The organism is Burkholderia sp. MSMB1588, from assembly GCF_001546925.1.
GTDB lineage: Bacteria > Pseudomonadota > Gammaproteobacteria > Burkholderiales > Burkholderiaceae > Burkholderia > Burkholderia humptydooensis.
This window is the reverse complement of record NZ_LNJS01000001.1, coordinates 249,900-266,046: the sequence shown is the minus strand read 5'-3', so window position 1 is coordinate 266,046 and position 16,147 is coordinate 249,900. Positions and strand designations below refer to the sequence as shown.

The 16,147-nt window shown below is 68.0% G+C and carries 14 protein-coding genes; 11 read left to right on the top strand and 3 right to left on the bottom strand.

Annotated features, from left to right (window positions below; all coding sequences use genetic code 11):
• Positions 1–175 precede the first annotated feature (175 nt).
• Entirely contained in the window at positions 176–1,168 is a 993-nt protein-coding gene (locus WS92_RS12990; protein ID WP_006024358.1) for a fumarylacetoacetate hydrolase family protein, read from the bottom strand.
• 116 nt (positions 1,169–1,284) lie between these two features.
• Between WS92_RS12990 and WS92_RS12985 the strand changes: the two genes are divergently transcribed.
• The 5 genes from WS92_RS12985 to metH all read left to right on the top strand — a co-directional run bounded on the left by WS92_RS12985 (position 1,285) and on the right by metH (position 8,005).
• On the top strand, positions 1,285–2,148 hold the full coding sequence (locus tag WS92_RS12985) for an IclR family transcriptional regulator (protein WP_015601048.1): 864 nt from the start codon (positions 1,285–1,287) through the stop codon (positions 2,146–2,148).
• An 83-nt stretch (positions 2,149–2,231) separates the two neighbouring features.
• Positions 2,232–3,515 carry a DUF3108 domain-containing protein gene (locus WS92_RS12980; RefSeq protein ID WP_059932699.1) on the top strand — a complete coding sequence of 428 codons (1,284 nt, stop codon included), beginning with the start codon at positions 2,232–2,234 and terminating at the stop codon, positions 3,513–3,515.
• A gap of 182 nt (positions 3,516–3,697) precedes the next feature.
• Entirely contained in the window at positions 3,698–3,955 is a 258-nt protein-coding gene (locus WS92_RS12975) for a BTH_I0359 family protein (protein WP_006024354.1), read from the top strand.
• A gap of 192 nt (positions 3,956–4,147) precedes the next feature.
• Entirely contained in the window at positions 4,148–5,227 is a 1,080-nt protein-coding gene (locus WS92_RS12970) for a homocysteine S-methyltransferase family protein (RefSeq protein ID WP_006024353.1), read from the top strand.
• A gap of 60 nt (positions 5,228–5,287) precedes the next feature.
• On the top strand, positions 5,288–8,005 hold the full coding sequence (metH, locus tag WS92_RS12965; RefSeq protein ID WP_059932701.1) for a methionine synthase: 2,718 nt from the start codon (positions 5,288–5,290) through the stop codon (positions 8,003–8,005).
• A gap of 103 nt (positions 8,006–8,108) precedes the next feature.
• Here metH and WS92_RS12960 read toward each other — a convergent pair whose 3' ends face one another.
• A complete protein-coding gene (locus WS92_RS12960) occupies positions 8,109–8,432 on the bottom strand; it encodes a DUF1840 domain-containing protein (protein ID WP_006024351.1) in 324 nt (107 codons plus the stop codon).
• Positions 8,433–8,635: 203 nt separating this feature from the next.
• Between WS92_RS12960 and argS the strand changes: the two genes are divergently transcribed.
• The 4 genes from argS (at position 8,636) to WS92_RS12940 (ending at position 12,838) form a co-directional block, all read left to right on the top strand.
• Positions 8,636–10,420 carry an arginine--tRNA ligase gene (gene argS, locus WS92_RS12955; RefSeq protein WP_059932703.1) on the top strand — a complete coding sequence of 595 codons (1,785 nt, stop codon included), beginning with the start codon at positions 8,636–8,638 and terminating at the stop codon, positions 10,418–10,420.
• Positions 10,421–10,498: 78 nt separating this feature from the next.
• Complete coding sequence (locus WS92_RS12950; protein ID WP_061083857.1) at positions 10,499–11,350, top strand: SPOR domain-containing protein; 852 nt, start codon at positions 10,499–10,501, stop codon at positions 11,348–11,350.
• A 49-nt stretch (positions 11,351–11,399) separates the two neighbouring features.
• Positions 11,400–12,038 carry a thiol:disulfide interchange protein DsbA gene (dsbA, locus tag WS92_RS12945; protein WP_006024348.1) on the top strand — a complete coding sequence of 213 codons (639 nt, stop codon included), beginning with the start codon at positions 11,400–11,402 and terminating at the stop codon, positions 12,036–12,038.
• A 20-nt stretch (positions 12,039–12,058) separates the two neighbouring features.
• Positions 12,059–12,838, top strand: a complete 780-nt coding sequence (locus WS92_RS12940) for an SDR family oxidoreductase (RefSeq protein WP_006024347.1) — start codon at positions 12,059–12,061, stop codon at positions 12,836–12,838.
• A gap of 88 nt (positions 12,839–12,926) precedes the next feature.
• Here WS92_RS12940 and WS92_RS12935 read toward each other — a convergent pair whose 3' ends face one another.
• Positions 12,927–13,640, bottom strand: coding sequence for an SDR family oxidoreductase (locus WS92_RS12935; protein WP_043281960.1), 714 nt, complete (start codon positions 13,638–13,640; stop codon positions 12,927–12,929).
• Between the two features lie 212 nt (positions 13,641–13,852).
• Here WS92_RS12935 and WS92_RS12930 point away from each other — a divergent pair, with 212 nt between their 5' ends.
• Together WS92_RS12930 and WS92_RS12925 are read left to right on the top strand one after the other, a co-directional pair.
• Positions 13,853–14,269 carry a MarR family winged helix-turn-helix transcriptional regulator gene (locus WS92_RS12930; RefSeq protein ID WP_015600951.1) on the top strand — a complete coding sequence of 139 codons (417 nt, stop codon included), beginning with the start codon at positions 13,853–13,855 and terminating at the stop codon, positions 14,267–14,269.
• A gap of 247 nt (positions 14,270–14,516) precedes the next feature.
• The gene (locus WS92_RS12925; RefSeq protein ID WP_006024343.1) at positions 14,517–16,106 is read left to right on the top strand and encodes an ABC transporter substrate-binding protein; all 1,590 of its coding nucleotides are present in this window, start codon (positions 14,517–14,519) and stop codon (positions 16,104–16,106) included.
• The last annotated feature ends 41 nt before the right edge of the window (positions 16,107–16,147 follow it).

The following is a 16,147-nucleotide window of genomic DNA, read 5'->3' as shown; positions in this document are numbered from 1 at the left end:
GTCGCGACGCGTGCAAATTCAGTGTAGCGAAGGCCGGGGGCGCGGTCATCCGGCGAAACCCGGCGCGGGATGGGCAATGCGGCGCGTGCGCGCCGCCGTGCCGGCAGGCATCGCGGGCGCGGCGGCGATACCTGCCTGCGCGGCCTGAGCGGACTGCGCGACCGCTGCGGCCCGGTCACGCGGCGGCGTCCACCGGCGCCACCGCCTGCTCGATCGCGCCGAAGATCGACTTCCCGGCCTCGTCGACCATCTCGATCTTCACCCTGTCGCCGTAGCGCATGAACTCGGTCTGCGGCGCGCCGTGCTCGATCGTCTCGAGGCAGCGCTTCTCGGCGATGCAGCAGTAGCCGCGCTTCGCATCCTTGTTCGACACCGTGCCCGAACCGACGATCGAGCCCGCGCGCACGTTGCGCGTCTTCGCCGCGTGCGCGATCAGTTGACCGAAGTGGAACACCATGTCGACGCCCGCATCCGGCTGGCCGACCTTCCTGCCGTTCCAGTGGACGAGCATCGGGCGATGCAGGCGGCCGTCGCGCCAGTGCTCGCCGAGCTCGTCGGGCGTCACGGCCACCGGCGCGAACGCGCTCGCCGGCTTGCTCTGGAAGAAGCCGAAGCCCTTCGCGAGCTCGGCGGGAATCAGGTTGCGCAGCGACACGTCGTTCACGAGCGTGACGAGCCGCACCGCCTTCAGCGCTTCGTCGGGCGCGGCGCCCATCGGCACGTCGGCCGTGATCACCGCGACCTCCGCCTCGAAATCGATGCCCCACGCCTCCGACGCGCAGACGATGTCGTCGCGCGGCCCGAGGAAATCGTCGCTGCCGCCCTGGTACATCAGCGGATCGGTCCAGAATTCCGGCGGCATCTCGGCGCCGCGCGCGCGGCGCACGAGCTCGACGTGGTTCACGTACGCGGAGCCGTCCGCCCATTGGAACGCGCGCGGCAGCGGCGCCATGCAGTCGGCCGGCTCGAACGCGAACGCGTTGCGCGCGCGGCCGTGATTCAGCGCGTCGTACAGGTCGCGCAGTTGCGGCGCGTAGAACGCCCAGTCGTCCAGCACGCGCTGCAGCGTCGGCGCGATCGCGTCGGCGATCGCCGCCGTGTGCAGGTCGCGGGATACGACGATCAACTGGCCGTCGCGCGTGCCGTCCTTGAGCGAAGCAAGTTTCATAAGGAAGTGAGCCGTTGTAGTGACGATGGAAGGAATCTATTTTACGATGGCGAATCCGCGCGGCGGCACGCGCTGCGAGCCGCGCGGGGCTCCACCTCCCTTTCTCCCGCAACGCCGTGAACAAGTCCGCCTCGAACGCAACCGACGCCCCCGACGACGATCTCCCCGACGACCACGACTCCGCCGAGGAAAAGGTCCGCTCGGGCATCCAGTCGATCGAAGTCGGCTTTCGCCTCCTCGACGTGCTGACGAGCGAGCCGCGCGCGATGATGCTGCGCGACCTCGCGCAGCGCGCGGCAATGAGCCCGGCGAAGGCGCACCGCTACCTCGTCAGTTTCCAGCGGCTCGGGCTCGTGTCGCAGGACCCGGTGTCGGGCCGCTACGAACTCGGCGGCTTCGCGCTGCAGATGGGCTTGGCGCGCCTCGCGCGCGTCGACGGCGTGAAGCTCGCGCGGATCGCGCTCACCGCGCTGCGCGATCAGCTCGACCAGACAGTCGGCATCGCGGTATGGGGCAACCAGGGGCCGACGATCGTCCACTGGATGGAGTCGAGCCATCCGGCGAAGGCGTCGCTCAAGCTCGGCGACGTGATGCCGCTCCTCGGCTCGGCGACGGGCCTCGTGTTCGCCGCGTATCTGCCGCGCAGCAAGACGGCCGCGATGATCGCGCGCGAGCTCGCCGACACGCGGCGCGCGGCGCACTACACGGGCCCGCGCACGCCCGCCGAAGTCGACGCGGCGCTCGCCGACGTGCGCGCGCATCGCGCGGCGCGCGTCGAAGGCATGCTGCTGCCGACGATCAACGCATTCGGGATGCCGGTGTTCGACGCGGTCGGCGATCTCGCGCTCGCGATCATCGCGCTCGGCCACGAAGGCGCATTCGACATCCGCTGGGGCGGCGAGGTCGACGTCGCGCTGCGCGCCTGCGCGCAAAAGCTGTCGTACGAGCTTGGGTATAGTGAAGGGGCGCGCGACGCCTGACGGGCGCCGCCGCATCCCGGAGCACGCGAGTCGCGCGCCCCGTTTCCCGTTTCGTCGCTGTTCGAGAGGCTCGCCCGCCCCTGATGCCTTCGTCGTCCATCGTTTCACCGAATCCGCGCCGCGTGCGGCGCGCGGCGTTCGTTCTCGCGCTCGTGCTCGCGCTGCACTGGCTCGCCGCGCTGTGGCTCGTGCGGTTTCGCGAGCCGTTCAAGCCCGTCGAGCCCGATAACGTGCCGGTTCAGGTCGAATTGCTGAAGCCGCAGCCGATCGAGCGCGCGAGCGCGCCCGAGAAGCCCGCCGCCGACGGGCCGCGGGCCGCGCCGAAGCGCGCGGCGCCTGCGCCCGCTCCCGCGCCGCGCGCCCGTGCGCCGCGTGCTTCGGCGCCCGTATCGAGCGCCGTCGAATCTCCCGACGAATCTCCCGCCGCCGCTTCCGCCACCGCTTCCGCGGCCGAGCCGGCGGGCGCGGCGGCGAGCGACGCAACGGGCAGCGCGGCAAGTAGCGCAGCGGCCGGCGCGTCGGGCGCAGCCGCGCCACCCGGCGAAGCAACGAAGGGCGTCAAGTTCGCGCTGCCGCCATCCGCCGACCTGCAATACGACACGTTCTATAACGGCATGCAAAACATGCCGGGCACGATCCACTGGCGCACCGACGGCAGCGGCTATTCGTTGTACGTATCGATGCCCGTGCCGTTCGTCGGCCCGTACACCTACGAAAGCCGCGGCCGCGTCGACGCGTTCGGCATCGCGCCGGCACGCTACGTCGAGACGCGCGGCAGGCGGCCGTCCGACTTCGCGATCTTCAATCGCGAGACGAAGCAAATCGTGTTCACCGGCACGCCGAATTCGCTCGCGCTGCCCGACGGCGCGCAGGACCGCTTCAGCATGCTGATGCAGCTCGCGGGCCTCGTCGGCGGCGATCCCGATGCGTATCGTCCGGGCGTCACGCGCGAGTTCTTCGTCGTCGATCGCGACAGCGGCGAGACATGGCCGATCACGACGATCGGCGACGAAACGATCTCGACGAGCGCGGGCTCGCTCGATGCTAGACATTTCATGCGACTGCCGCGCCGCGCGGGCGATACGCGCCGCATCGACATCTGGCTCGCGCCGTCGCTCGGCTGGCTGCCCGTGCGGATGGTTCAGACGGAACCGAGCGGCGCGCAGATCGAGCTGCTGCTGCGCCAGCGCGCGAGCGCGAGCGACGCGGCGGGCGAACGCGCAAGCGCGGATGCGAACGGCGACTCCGGCGCGGCGTCCGCGCCGACGCCCGCGTCCGGCGCGCCGCGCAACGCAGACGAATCGGTAAATTCGACCGCGGGCGCGCCGGCCAGTCCGCCCGCCGTTCACGAGCGGCAACAACCTTGACAATCTTTGACACCAACTTTCGTCCACCGGAGGAGAATCGGAAACGTTTTAAGGTCATCGGCATCCAACCGATACGCCCCGGAGATGCGACCGGCGTGCAGCGCCAACCCCTTGAAACCGGCTCGGTCCGCCCCACTTACGGGGCAACACGGCCGAAAGCCACAGCAAAGAGGAGTGCCGCCATGCAAATGATCTACAACAGCCCCAACTACTGCGTCGTCGAATTTCCGCCGCAAGACGGCCACCACGCGATGAACTCGGGTGGCTACGAAATCGTCGACAAGAACGCGCAACGCGAAATCTTCATCGACGGCGAACTCGCCGCGCGCTTTCGCGAGCACGTGAAGCAGTTGATCAAGGCCGAGCCGACGCTCGACGAAGTCGATGAATTCCTCGGGCAGTTCGACAGCCTGATGACGCAACCCGTCGTTCTCCACTGACGTCGCGCCAGCGCGGCCGCCTGCCGGACCCGCGGGTCCGCGACAGCGCCGCCGCCCGACGCGATCCGGCGCACTCCAATCCGCCCCCGCCCGGCCGCCGCGCGGGGGCTTTGTTTGTCCACGCGCGGCCGCCTCACGGGCGACGGAAGCAGCGGCTACAATGACGGCTTTCCGATTCGCCGGTAATCCGCCATGTCCGAGCCCAAGCCGACCGCGTCTTCCGCCCCATCCGCCGCCCTCGCCGCGCCGTACACGCGCGGCGCGGCGCTGCCGCAGTTGCTCCGGCAGCGCATCCTGATCCTCGACGGCGCGATGGGCACGATGATCCAGCGCTACAAGCTCGACGAGGCCGCGTATCGCGGCGAGCGCTTCAAGGATTTTTCGCGCGACGTGAAAGGCAATAACGAGCTGCTGTCGATCACGCAGCCGCAGATCATCCGCGAGATCCACGACCAGTACTTCGCCGCAGGCGCCGACATCGTCGAGACGAACACGTTCGGCGCGACGGCCGTCGCGCAGGCCGACTACGGGATGGAAGCGCTCGCCGCCGAGATGAACGTCGCGTCGGCCAGGCTCGCGCGCGAATCGGCCGCCAAATACGCGACGCCGGAGAAACCCCGCTTCGTCGCGGGCGCGATCGGGCCGACGCCGAAGACGGCGAGCATCTCGCCCGACGTCAACGATCCGGGCGCGCGCAACGTCACGTTCGACGAGCTGCGCGACGCGTACTACGCGCAGGCGAAGGCGCTGCTCGACGGCGGCGTCGACCTGTTCCTCGTCGAGACGATCTTCGACACGCTGAACGCGAAGGCCGCCCTCTTCGCGCTCGACCAACTGTTCGACGACACCGGCGAACGGCTGCCGATCATGATCTCGGGCACCGTCACCGACGCGTCCGGCCGCATCCTGTCCGGCCAGACGGTCGAGGCGTTCTGGAATTCGCTGCGCCACGCGAAGCCGCTCACGTTCGGCCTGAACTGCGCGCTCGGCGCGGCGCTGATGCGCCCGTACATCGCCGAACTCTCGAAGCTGTGCGACACCTACGTGTCGTGCTACCCGAACGCGGGCCTGCCGAACCCGATGAGCGACACCGGCTTCGACGAAACGCCCGACGTCACGTCGGGCCTCCTGAAGGAATTCGCGCAGGCGGGCCTCGTGAACGTCGCGGGCGGCTGCTGCGGCACCACGCCCGAGCACATCGCGGCGATCGCGAAGGCGCTCGCCGAGGTCAAGCCGCGCCGCTGGCCGAGCCAGTACAGCGAAGCCGCCTGACGCGCCACGCACGCCGCACGTCCCACCCCAATCCGCCAACCCGAATACGCACGCACCGCCATGACCGACCATACGATGCGCCTAGCCGGCCTCGAGCCGTTCAACGTCACGTCCGGGACGCTCTTCATCAACGTCGGCGAACGCACCAACGTCACCGGCTCGAAGGCGTTCGCGCGGATGATCCTCAATGGCCAGTTCGACGAGGCGCTCGCCGTCGCGCGCCAGCAGGTCGAGAACGGCGCGCAGGTGATCGACATCAACATGGACGAGGCGATGCTCGATTCGAAGGCGGCGATGGTGCGCTTTCTGAACCTGATCGCGTCGGAGCCGGACATCGCGCGCGTGCCGATCATGATCGACTCGTCGAAGTGGGACGTGATCGAGGCGGGCCTGAAATGCGTGCAGGGCAAGGCGATCGTCAACTCGATCTCGCTGAAGGAAGGCAAGGCTGCGTTCGTGCGCCAGGCGAAGCTGATTCGCCGCTACGGCGCGGCGAGCGTCGTGATGGCGTTCGACGAGCAGGGCCAGGCGGACACCTTCGCGCGCAAGACCGACATCTGCAAGCGCTCGTATGACGTGCTCGTGAACGAAGTCGGGTTCCCGCCCGAGGACATCATCTTCGATCCGAACATCTTCGCGGTCGCGACCGGCATCGAGGAGCACAACAACTACGCGGTCGACTTCATCGAGGCGACCCGCTGGATCAAGCAGCACCTGCCGCACGCGAAGGTGAGCGGCGGCGTGTCGAACGTGTCGTTCTCGTTCCGCGGCAACGATCCCGTGCGCGAGGCGATCCACACCGTGTTCCTCTATCACGCGATCCAGGCGGGGATGGACATGGGCATCGTCAACGCGGGCCAGCTCGGCGTGTATGCGGAGCTCGACCCGGAGCTGCGCGAGCGCGTCGAGGACGTGATCCTGAACCGCCGAGCGGATTCGACCGACCGCCTGCTCGAGATCGCCGACAAGTTCAAGACGGGCGCCGCGAAGAAGGAAGAGAACCTCGAATGGCGCAACCAGCCGGTCGAGAAGCGTCTCGCGCACGCGCTCGTGCACGGCATCACGAACTTCATCGTCGAGGACACCGAGGAGGCGCGCGCGAAGATCGCCGCGGCGGGCGGCCGCCCGATCAACGTGATCGAAGGCCCGCTGATGGACGGGATGAACATCGTCGGCGACCTGTTCGGCCAGGGCAAGATGTTCCTGCCGCAGGTCGTGAAGTCCGCGCGCGTGATGAAGCAGGCGGTCGCGCACCTGATCCCGTTCATCGAGGAAGAAAAGCGCCTGCTCGCGGAAGCGGGCGGCGACGTGCGCGCGAAGGGCAAGATCGTGATCGCGACCGTGAAGGGCGACGTGCACGACATCGGCAAGAACATCGTGTCGGTCGTGCTCCAGTGCAACAACTTCGAAGTGGTCAACATGGGCGTGATGGTGCCGTGCAACGAGATCCTCGCGAAGGCGAAGGTCGAGGGCGCGGACATCGTCGGGCTGTCGGGCCTCATCACGCCGAGCCTCGAGGAGATGGCTTACGTCGCCTCCGAGATGCAGCGTGACGACTACTTCCGCGTGAAGAAGATTCCGCTCTTGATCGGCGGCGCGACCACGTCGCGCGTGCACACCGCCGTGAAGATCGCGCCGAACTACGAAGGGCCTGTCGTCTACGTGCCGGACGCGTCGCGCTCGGTGTCGGTCGCATCGAGCCTGCTGTCCGACGAAGGCGCGGCGAAGTACCTCGACGAGCTGAAGTCCGATTACGAGCGCATTCGCACGCAGCATGCGAACAAGAAGGCGCTGCCGCTCGTCACGCTCGACGAGGCGCGCGCAAACAAGACGAAGATCGACTGGGCGCACTACGCCCCCGTCAAGCCGAAGTTCATCGGCCGCCGCGTGTTCAGGAACTACGACCTGAACGAGCTCGCGAACTACATCGACTGGGGCCCGTTCTTCCAGACCTGGGATCTCGCGGGCCCGTATCCGGCGATCCTGAACGACGAGATCGTCGGCGAATCGGCGCGCCGCGTGTTCTCCGACGCGAAATCGATGCTCGCGCGCCTGATCCAGGGCCGCTGGCTGACCGCGAACGGCGTGATCGCGCTGTTGCCCGCGAACACGGTCGGCGACGACGACATCGAGATCTACACCGACGATACGCGCTCGGAAGTGCTGCTCACGTGGCGCAACCTGCGCCAGCAGAGCGTGCGCCCGGTGGTGGACGGCGCGATGCGGCCGAACCGGTCGCTCGCCGATTTCATCGCGCCGAAGGATTCGGGCGTGGCCGACTACATCGGGATGTTCGCGGTGACGGCCGGCATCGGCGTCGACGCGAAGGAAAAGCAGTTCCTCGCCGACCACGACGACTACAGCGCGATCATGCTGAAGGCGCTCGCCGACCGGCTCGCGGAAGCGTTCGCCGAAGCGATGCATGCGCGCGTGCGCCGCGAGCTGTGGGGCTACGCGGCGGGGGAGCAGCTCGACAACGACGCGCTGATCGCCGAGAAGTACGCAGGCGTCCGCCCGGCGCCCGGCTACCCGGCGTGCCCCGATCACCTCGTGAAGCGCGCAATGTTCGAAGCGCTTCATACAGACGAAATCGGGATGAGCATCACCGATTCGCTCGCGATGCTGCCTGCCGCGAGCGTGTCGGGCTTCTATCTCGCGCATCCGGACAGCACGTACTTCTCGGTCGGCAAGATCGGCCAGGACCAGCTCGAGGATTTCGCGCGCCGGATGGCGCTGTCGAAGGCGGACGCGGAGCGCGCGCTCGCGCCGCTGCTCTGACGGACGGCAAGCGCCGCCGGCCGCCCCGCAACCCCGGCCCCCAACATGCAAAAAGCCCGCGCGACGCGGGCTTTCCGGGGGCCGGAGGGCCGACGAACGGTGCTCAGAAGCCCCAGTGGATGTCGGCGTTCTGCGCCTTCGCCTCGCGCAGCATCACGAGGAACGGCGCGACGCGTTGCGCGAGGCTCGGCGGCACTTCGTGGTGCGCATGGTCGGGCTCGTCTTCATGGAAGTGGCCCGCGTGCTCGGCCCGCGCCTGCTTCGCCTGGTTGACCGCGTCTTCGAGCTTCGCGATCGCGCCGTCGAGCTCATCGAACGTGATCACGCCGCGCTCGCCGAGCTGCTTGCCGACGAGGCCGAGCACGTAGACCGCGAAATCCTTCAGCACATCCAGATCCTGTGCCGCCTTGCTTTTGAACGTAATCATGACAATTCCCTTTTCATCTTGTCGTGCTCGCCGTACGTCCGCGACGGACGCCCGGCCGGCGCGCTGAACAAACGTCGGGGGCGCGTAGCACCTGAGCGGCATATTAGCACCTGTTAAAATTCAGCGATCCCTGAAACGCGCGCCCTGCGGCGCGACGGCGCCCCAGTCACGCTGGACCGCCGCCAACGATATCCTCGACCAGCATGCTGCCTGCCCAAAAACATACTCTCGAAACCCTGCTCGAAAACAGCGTGAAGCAGGTCGTCCAGGCGTCGAAAGGCGACGCCGACGCCGCGTTCGTCCTCCCCGCGATCGCGCTCGAGCGCCCGAAGGTCGCCGCGCACGGCGACGTCGCGTGCAACGTCGCGCTGCAGCTCGCGAAGCCGCTTGGCGCGAATCCGCGCCAGCTCGCCGAACGGATCGTCGCGGCGCTCACCGCGCAGCCCGCGGCGGCGGGCCTCGTCAACGCGGCCGAGATCGCCGGCCCCGGCTTCATCAACCTGCGCCTCACGCCCGCATCGAAGCAGGCGGTGATCGGCGCGGTGTTCGCCGAAGGCCGCGCGTTCGGCGCGTCCGAGCGCGAGCGCGGCAAGCGCGTGCTGCTCGAATTCGTGTCCGCGAACCCGACGGGCCCGCTGCACGTCGGCCACGGCCGGCAGGCCGCGCTCGGCGACGCGCTCGCGAACGTGCTGGCGAGCCAGGGCTACGCGGTGCACCGCGAGTTCTACTACAACGACGCGGGCGTGCAGATCGGCAATCTCGCGATCTCGACGCAGGCGCGCGCGCGCGGCCTCAAGCCCGGCGACGCCGGCTGGCCGGAAGCCGCGTACAACGGCGAGTACATCGCCGACATCGCGCGCGACTACCTGAACGGCGAGACCGTCGCGGCGAGCGACGGCGAGCCGGTGACGGGCAAGCGCGACGCAGAGGATCTGGAGGCGATCCGCAAGTTCGCGGTCGCCTACCTGCGCCGCGAGCAGGACATGGACCTGAAGGCGTTCGGCGTGAAGTTCGACCAGTACTACCTGGAATCGTCGCTCTACACGGAAGGCCGCGTCGAGAAGACGGTGGACGCGCTGATCGAGGCCGGCATGACCTACGAGCAGGAAGGCGCGCTGTGGCTGCGCACGACCGACGAAGGCGACGACAAGGACCGCGTGATGCGCAAGACGGACGGCACGTACACGTACTTCGTGCCGGACGTCGCGTACCATGTGACGAAATGGGAGCGCGGCTTCACGAAGGTCATCAACATCCAGGGCTCGGATCACCACGGCACGATCGCGCGCGTGCGCGCGGGCCTGCAGGGGCTGCACGTCGGGATTCCGAAGGGCTACCCCGACTACGTGCTGCACAAGATGGTCACGGTGATGCGCGACGGCCAGGAAGTGAAGATCTCGAAGCGCGCGGGCAGCTACGTGACGGTGCGCGACCTGATCGAATGGTCGGGCGGCGCGACGCCGGGCTCGGAAGCCTCACCCGAGCTGCTCGACGAGGCGACGATCACGCGCGGCCGAGACGCGGTGCGCTTCTTCCTGATTTCCCGCAAGGCGGACACCGAATTCGTGTTCGACATCGATCTCGCGCTGAAACAGAACGACGAAAACCCGGTCTACTACGTGCAGTACGCGCACGCGCGGATCTGCTCGGTGCTCAACGAATGGAAATCGCGCTACGGCGCGACCGACGCGCTGCTGCCGGGCGCCGAGCTGTCGCCGCTCGACAGCAAGCAGTCGATGGCGCTGATGCAGAAGCTCGCCGAGTATCCGGACGTGCTCGCGCACGCGGCGAACGAGCTGGCGCCGCATGCGGTCGCGTTCTACCTGCGCGAGCTCGCGAGCGAGTTTCACTCGTTCTACAATGCGGAGCGCGTTCTCGTCGACGAAGAAGCGCCGCGCACCGCGCGCGTCGCGCTCCTCGCGGCGACGCGCCAGGTGCTCGAAAACGGTCTCGCGATGCTCGGCGTATCCGCGCCCAGCAAGATGTAACGCCGAGGCCGTCGGCCAAGCGCCGCGGCGCAGCGCGTCGCGGCTGTTTCACGAAATCTTTCGCAGGTGACTCAAGCAATGGCAAAACCACGCCGAACGTCGAAGCAATCGAAACAAGCCGGAGGAACATTTCTTGGTATCGTGCTGGGTCTCATCGTCGGCCTGGCCATCGCGGTAGTGGTGGCGCTCTACATCACCCGCGCGCCGTCGCCGTTCGTCTCGAAGGTCGCGCCGCCCGCCGACAACAACGCGAGCCAGCCGCAGCAGTTCGATCCGAATCGCGCGCTGCAGGGCAAGACGCCCGGCCAGCCGGTGACGCCGCAGGCCGCGCAGCCCGCGCCGCCCAACACGGCGCCCGGCCAGGCCGCGAACCCGAGCCAGCCGCCGCTGCTGCCCGAGCCGCAGATCGTCGAGGTGCCGTCGTCGAACAACAACGTCAACGGCTCGCCGAGCGCGTCGAACAACGCCGCGGACAACGGCGTCGCCGTCGCGCCGAAGCCCGCCGAGCTCACGCCGCCGCCCGCGAAGAAGCCGCAGACGGCCGCGAACGGCAGCTCGGCGCCGCACGTCGCGAACAACAACGCGCAGGCGAGCGCGGCGACGCCGCCCAAGGCCGCACAGGCGCCGAAGGGCGCGTCGTCGGCGACGACGGCCGCCGCGAAGCCGGCGCCGACGCCGGGCGCCGACGCGAACACCGGCTACTTCCTTCAGGTGGGCGCGTACAAGACTGAGGCGGACGCCGAGCAGCAGCGCGCGCGCCTCGGCTTCCAGGGCTTCGAATCGAAGGTGTCCAAGCGCGACGTGAGCGGCGTCACCTACTTCCGCGTGCGGATCGGGCCGTTCTCGAAATTCGAGGACATGAACTCCGCGCGCCAGCGGCTGTCCGATGCGGGAGTCGATACCGCTGTGATCCGCTTTACGAAGCAGTAAGCCGCGCCGTCCGACTTCGCTACCCACGCAACCGATTGAACGTTCGAACATGAAAAAACTGCTTAGCTCGCTGTTCCTGTCCCTGAGCCTCGTCGCGGGCTTCGCACAGGCGTCGCCGTCCGCGCCCGTCACCGGCAAGGACTTCGAAGTGATGAAGTCGCCGCAGCCGGTGTCGGCGCCCGCAGGCAAGGTCGAGGTGATCGAGTTCTTCTGGTACGGCTGCCCGCACTGCTACGAGTTCGAGCCGACGGTCGAGGCGTGGGTGAAGAAGGAGGGCGACAAGATTGCGTTCAAGCGCGTGCCGGTGGCGTTCCGCGACGATTTCGTCCCGCACTCGAAGCTGTTCTACGCGCTGTCGGCGCTCGGCGTCTCCGAGAAGGTCACGCCCGCCGTGTTCAACGCGATCCACAAGGAGAAGAACTACCTGCTGACGCCGCAGGCGCAGGCCGACTTCCTCGCGACGCAGGGCGTCGACAAGAAGAAGTTCCTCGACGCGTACAACTCGTTCAGCGTGCAGGGCCAGGTGAAGCAGTCGGCCGAGCTGCTGAAGAGCTACAACATCGACGGCGTGCCGACGATCGTCGTCCAGGGCAAGTACAAGACGGGCCCGGCGTACACGAACAGCCTCGAAGGCACCGCGCAAGTGCTCGATTTCCTCGTCAAGCAAGTGCAGGACAAAAAGCTGTAATCTCCCCCCCTCGCGCCGGCATGAACGCCCCTCCTCCGCTCAAGGTCTTCATCACCGGCGCGTCCAGCGGGCTCGGCCTCGCGCTCGCCGCCGAATACGCGCGGCACGGCGCGACGCTCGGCCTCGTCGCCCGGCGCGCCGACGCGCTCGCCGAGTTCGCGCAACGCTTCCCCAAGGCCGCGATCTCGATCTACCCGGCCGACGTGCGCGACGCCGATGCGCTCGCGCTCGCCGCGTCGCGCTTCGTCGCCGCGCATGGGTGTCCCGACGTCGTGATCGCGAACGCCGGCATCAGCAAGGGCGCGATCACGGGCGAAGGCGATCTCGCCGCGTTCCGCGAGATCATGGACGTCAACTACTACGGGATGATCGCGACGTTCGAGCCGTTCATCGCGCCGATGACGGCCGCGCGGCGCGGCACGCTCGTCGGCATCGCGAGCGTCGCCGGCGTGCGCGGGCTGCCGGGCTCGGGCGCGTACAGCGCGTCGAAGGCAGCGGCGATCAAGTATCTCGAGGCGCTCAGAGTCGAGCTGCGGGCCGCGCAGGTGGCGGTCGTGACGATCGCGCCCGGCTACATCCGCACGCCGATGACCGAGCACAACCCGTATCCGATGCCGTTCCTGATGGACGCGGACCGCTTCGCGAAGCGCGCGGCACTCGCGATCTCGCAAAAGACCGCGTTTCGCGTGATTCCGTGGCAGATGGGCGTCGTCGCGAAGCTGCTGCACGTGATGCCGCGCTGGCTGTATGACCGCCTGTTCGAGAAGGCGCCGCGCAAGCCTCGGGCGAAGGCGGGCTGAGCGGGGCGGCGGCGCCGATCCGCGCCGCGCCGTTCATGCATCCATCCCGCAGCGCCAGCGCAACCGGCGCGCGCCGCTCACCGCGCCGTCACGCGCCCGCCGGCGGCTGCGTGTAGACCGCCGGATCGGCCGACAGCCCAGCCTTCACGTCGCGCGTCAACGCGTCGACGAGCACTTCGTCGCGGCCCGCCGCAAGCGCGTCGAGCGTCTGCCGGACGACGTCCTCCGGGCGATTCTTCGGCACGCCCTGCGCGTGCGCGACCATGTCGGTGTCGATGTACGCGGAATGCAGCGCGAGAACCCGCGTGCCCTGTTCGCGCAGCTCGTTGCGGATCGCGTTCGTCGCGGCCCATGCGGCCGCCTTCGAAATGCCGTATGCGCCCGTGCCCGGCAAGCCTAGCCACGACAGCACCGACAGCACGTTGACGATCGCGCCGCCGCCGTTATCGCGCAGCACCGGCGCGAACGCGCGCGCCATCGCGAGCGGACCGAAGAAATTCGTGTCGAGCTGCGCCTGCAGCCCGCCGCCGTCCGCATCCGCGAGAAGCGAGCCCATCCGGAAAATGCCTGCGTTGTTGACGAGCAGATTGACGTCGCGCAGGTCGCGCGCGGCGGCGGCGACGTCGTCCGCGCGCGTGACGTCGAGGCGCACCGGCTGCGCGCCGGGCGTCGTCACGCGCGCCGGGTCGCGCGCGGCCGCATAGATTTTCCTCGCGCCGGCGGCCTTCAGCCCGTTGACGAATGCGAGCCCCAGGCCGCGATTCGCGCCAGTCACCAATACGACAGCATCATCCAGTTTCATCTCGATTCTCTCCAACAAGACCACGGATTCGCGCGGCTCTCGCCGCTGAATCGATGCATACGCATCGATCCCTCCAGCAATACGTCATGGCCAGATGTTACGCCGAAATGCATTGGCTGCTCGGCACAAAACCATGCATATGCATTTTGTACGTCATAGAATGTTCGCCATCGACGAACGATTCCGAAGGACCCACGATGAGCGACGCTCCGATGAGACTCCCGTGCCACTGCGGCACGCTGCGCCAAGCCACGCGCGCGATCACGTCGCTCTATGACGCGCATCTCGCGAAACACGGCATCCGCATCACGCAATTCACGATACTCGCGGCGCTGCACGGCAGCGACACGCTGCCGACGGGCGAGCTCGCGACGCGCCTGCTGCTCGACCAGACCACGCTGAGCCGCACGCTCGCGACGCTGCAATCGAATCAGCTCGTGCGCGCCGAATCCGGCGACGATCAGCGCGTGCGCCTCTGGCGCCTCACACCGAAGGGCACCGCGCTGTACAAGGCAGCCCGCGTCGATTGGGAAGCCGCGCAGAACGACGTGTATCGCCGCATCGGCAAGCGGAACATGCAGGCACTCGACGCCGGGATTTTCGCGCTCGCCGAGGCGCTCTCGCACTGACGCGCGGCGCGGCGTCGCGAGCCTGTGCATCGGCGGCGGCGAGGCGACCGCGCTGGCGATCGAGCTGACGTAACGCCGCTCGCCCGCGGCGGTGCGCCGCTGCGGCGGCGGTTCCGGCGCCGCGGCGCGACGCGCGCCGACGCCGGCTAACGTCGAGCGCCCATTGACGGTATGCTATCCCGCTGGCGTGCGGCCGCTGCGGCGTTGCCGCCCGCCGTCGACAGAATTACGCCACGTGGGAGATCTCATGCGCTTCACGCACATCGCCGCTGCCGCGCTCGTCGCCGCCGCATCCGCCGTCGCCGTCGCGAAACCGCTGACGGTCTGCACCGAGTCGAGCCCGGACGGCTTCGACGTCGTCCAGTACAACTCGCTCGTCACGACGAACGCGTCCGCCGACGTCGTCTTCAACACGCTCGTGTCGTACGACGAAGCAACGAAGAAAGTGGTGCCCGCGCTCGCGGATAAATGGGACGTCAGCGCCGACGGCCTCACGTACACGTTCCATCTGCGCCCGAACGTCGCGTTCCAGACGACCGACTACTTCAAGCCGACGCGTGCGCTCGATGCCGACGACGTCGTCTTCACGTTCAGCCGGATGCTCGACGACGCGAATCCGTGGCACAAGGTCGCCGGCGCGAGCGGCTTTCCGCACGCGCAGTCGATGGGGCTCACGAAGCTCGTGAAGGCGGTCTCGAAGGTCGACGATTCGACCGTGAAGTTCGAGTTGACCGAGCCGAACGCGACGTTCGCGCCGCTCCTGACGATGGGCTTCGCGTCGATCTATTCGGCCGAGTACGCGGATCAACTGCTGAAGGCCGGCAAGCAGACGGATCTGAACGCGAAGCCGGTCGGCACCGGGCCGTTCGTGCTGAAGAGCTACACGAAGGACGCGGTGATCCGCTACGAGGCGAACCCGACGTACTGGGGGCCGAAACCGAAGGTCGAGCGCCTCATCTACGCGATCACGCCCGATCCGTCGGTGCGCGCGCAGAAGGTGAAGGCGGGCGAATGCCAGATCGCGCTGTCGCCGAAGCCGCAGGACGTCGCGGCGGCGAAGGCCGATCGCGCGCTGAAGGTCGTCGAGGCGCCCGCGTTCATGACCGCGTTCGTCGCGCTCAACACGCAGAAGAAGCCGCTCGACAACGACAAGGTTCGCGAGGCGCTCAATCTCGCATTCGATCGCGCGACGTACCTGAAGGTCGTGTTCGACAACACCGCGACGCCCGCGACGAATCCGTATCCGCCGAACACGTGGAGCTACGCGAAATCGATCGCGCCGTATCCGCACGATCCGGCGAAGGCGAAGCAATTGCTCGCCGCGGCGGGCTTCCCGAACGGCTTTTCGACGACGATCTGGGTGCGCCCGACGGGCAGCGTGCTGAACCCGAACCCGAAGGCAGGCGCGGAGCTGCTGCAGGCGGACCTCGCGAAGATCGGCGTGAAGGCGGATGTGAGGGTGATCGAATGGGGCGAGCTGATCAAGCAGGCGAAGCTCGGCCAGCACGATCTGCTGTTCATGGGCTTCGCCGGCGACAACGGCGATCCGGACAACATCCTCACGCCGCAATTCAGTTGCAACTCGGTGAAGTCGGGCCTGAACTTCGCGCGCTATTGCGATCCGAAGCTCGACAAGCTGATCGCCGACGCGAAGGAAACCGCCGACCAGGCGAAGCGCGCGAAGCTGTACGAAGCCGCGCAGAAGATCATCCACGACGAGGCGCTGTGGATTCCGCTCGGCTACCCGACCGCCGCTGCGATCACGCGGCCGAACGTCGCCGGCTATCGCGTGAGCCCGTTCGGGCGACAGCATTTCGACGCGGTGTCGGTGCAGTAACGCTGCGACGCCCCCGCTGCGGCCCGCGCGCAACGACACGC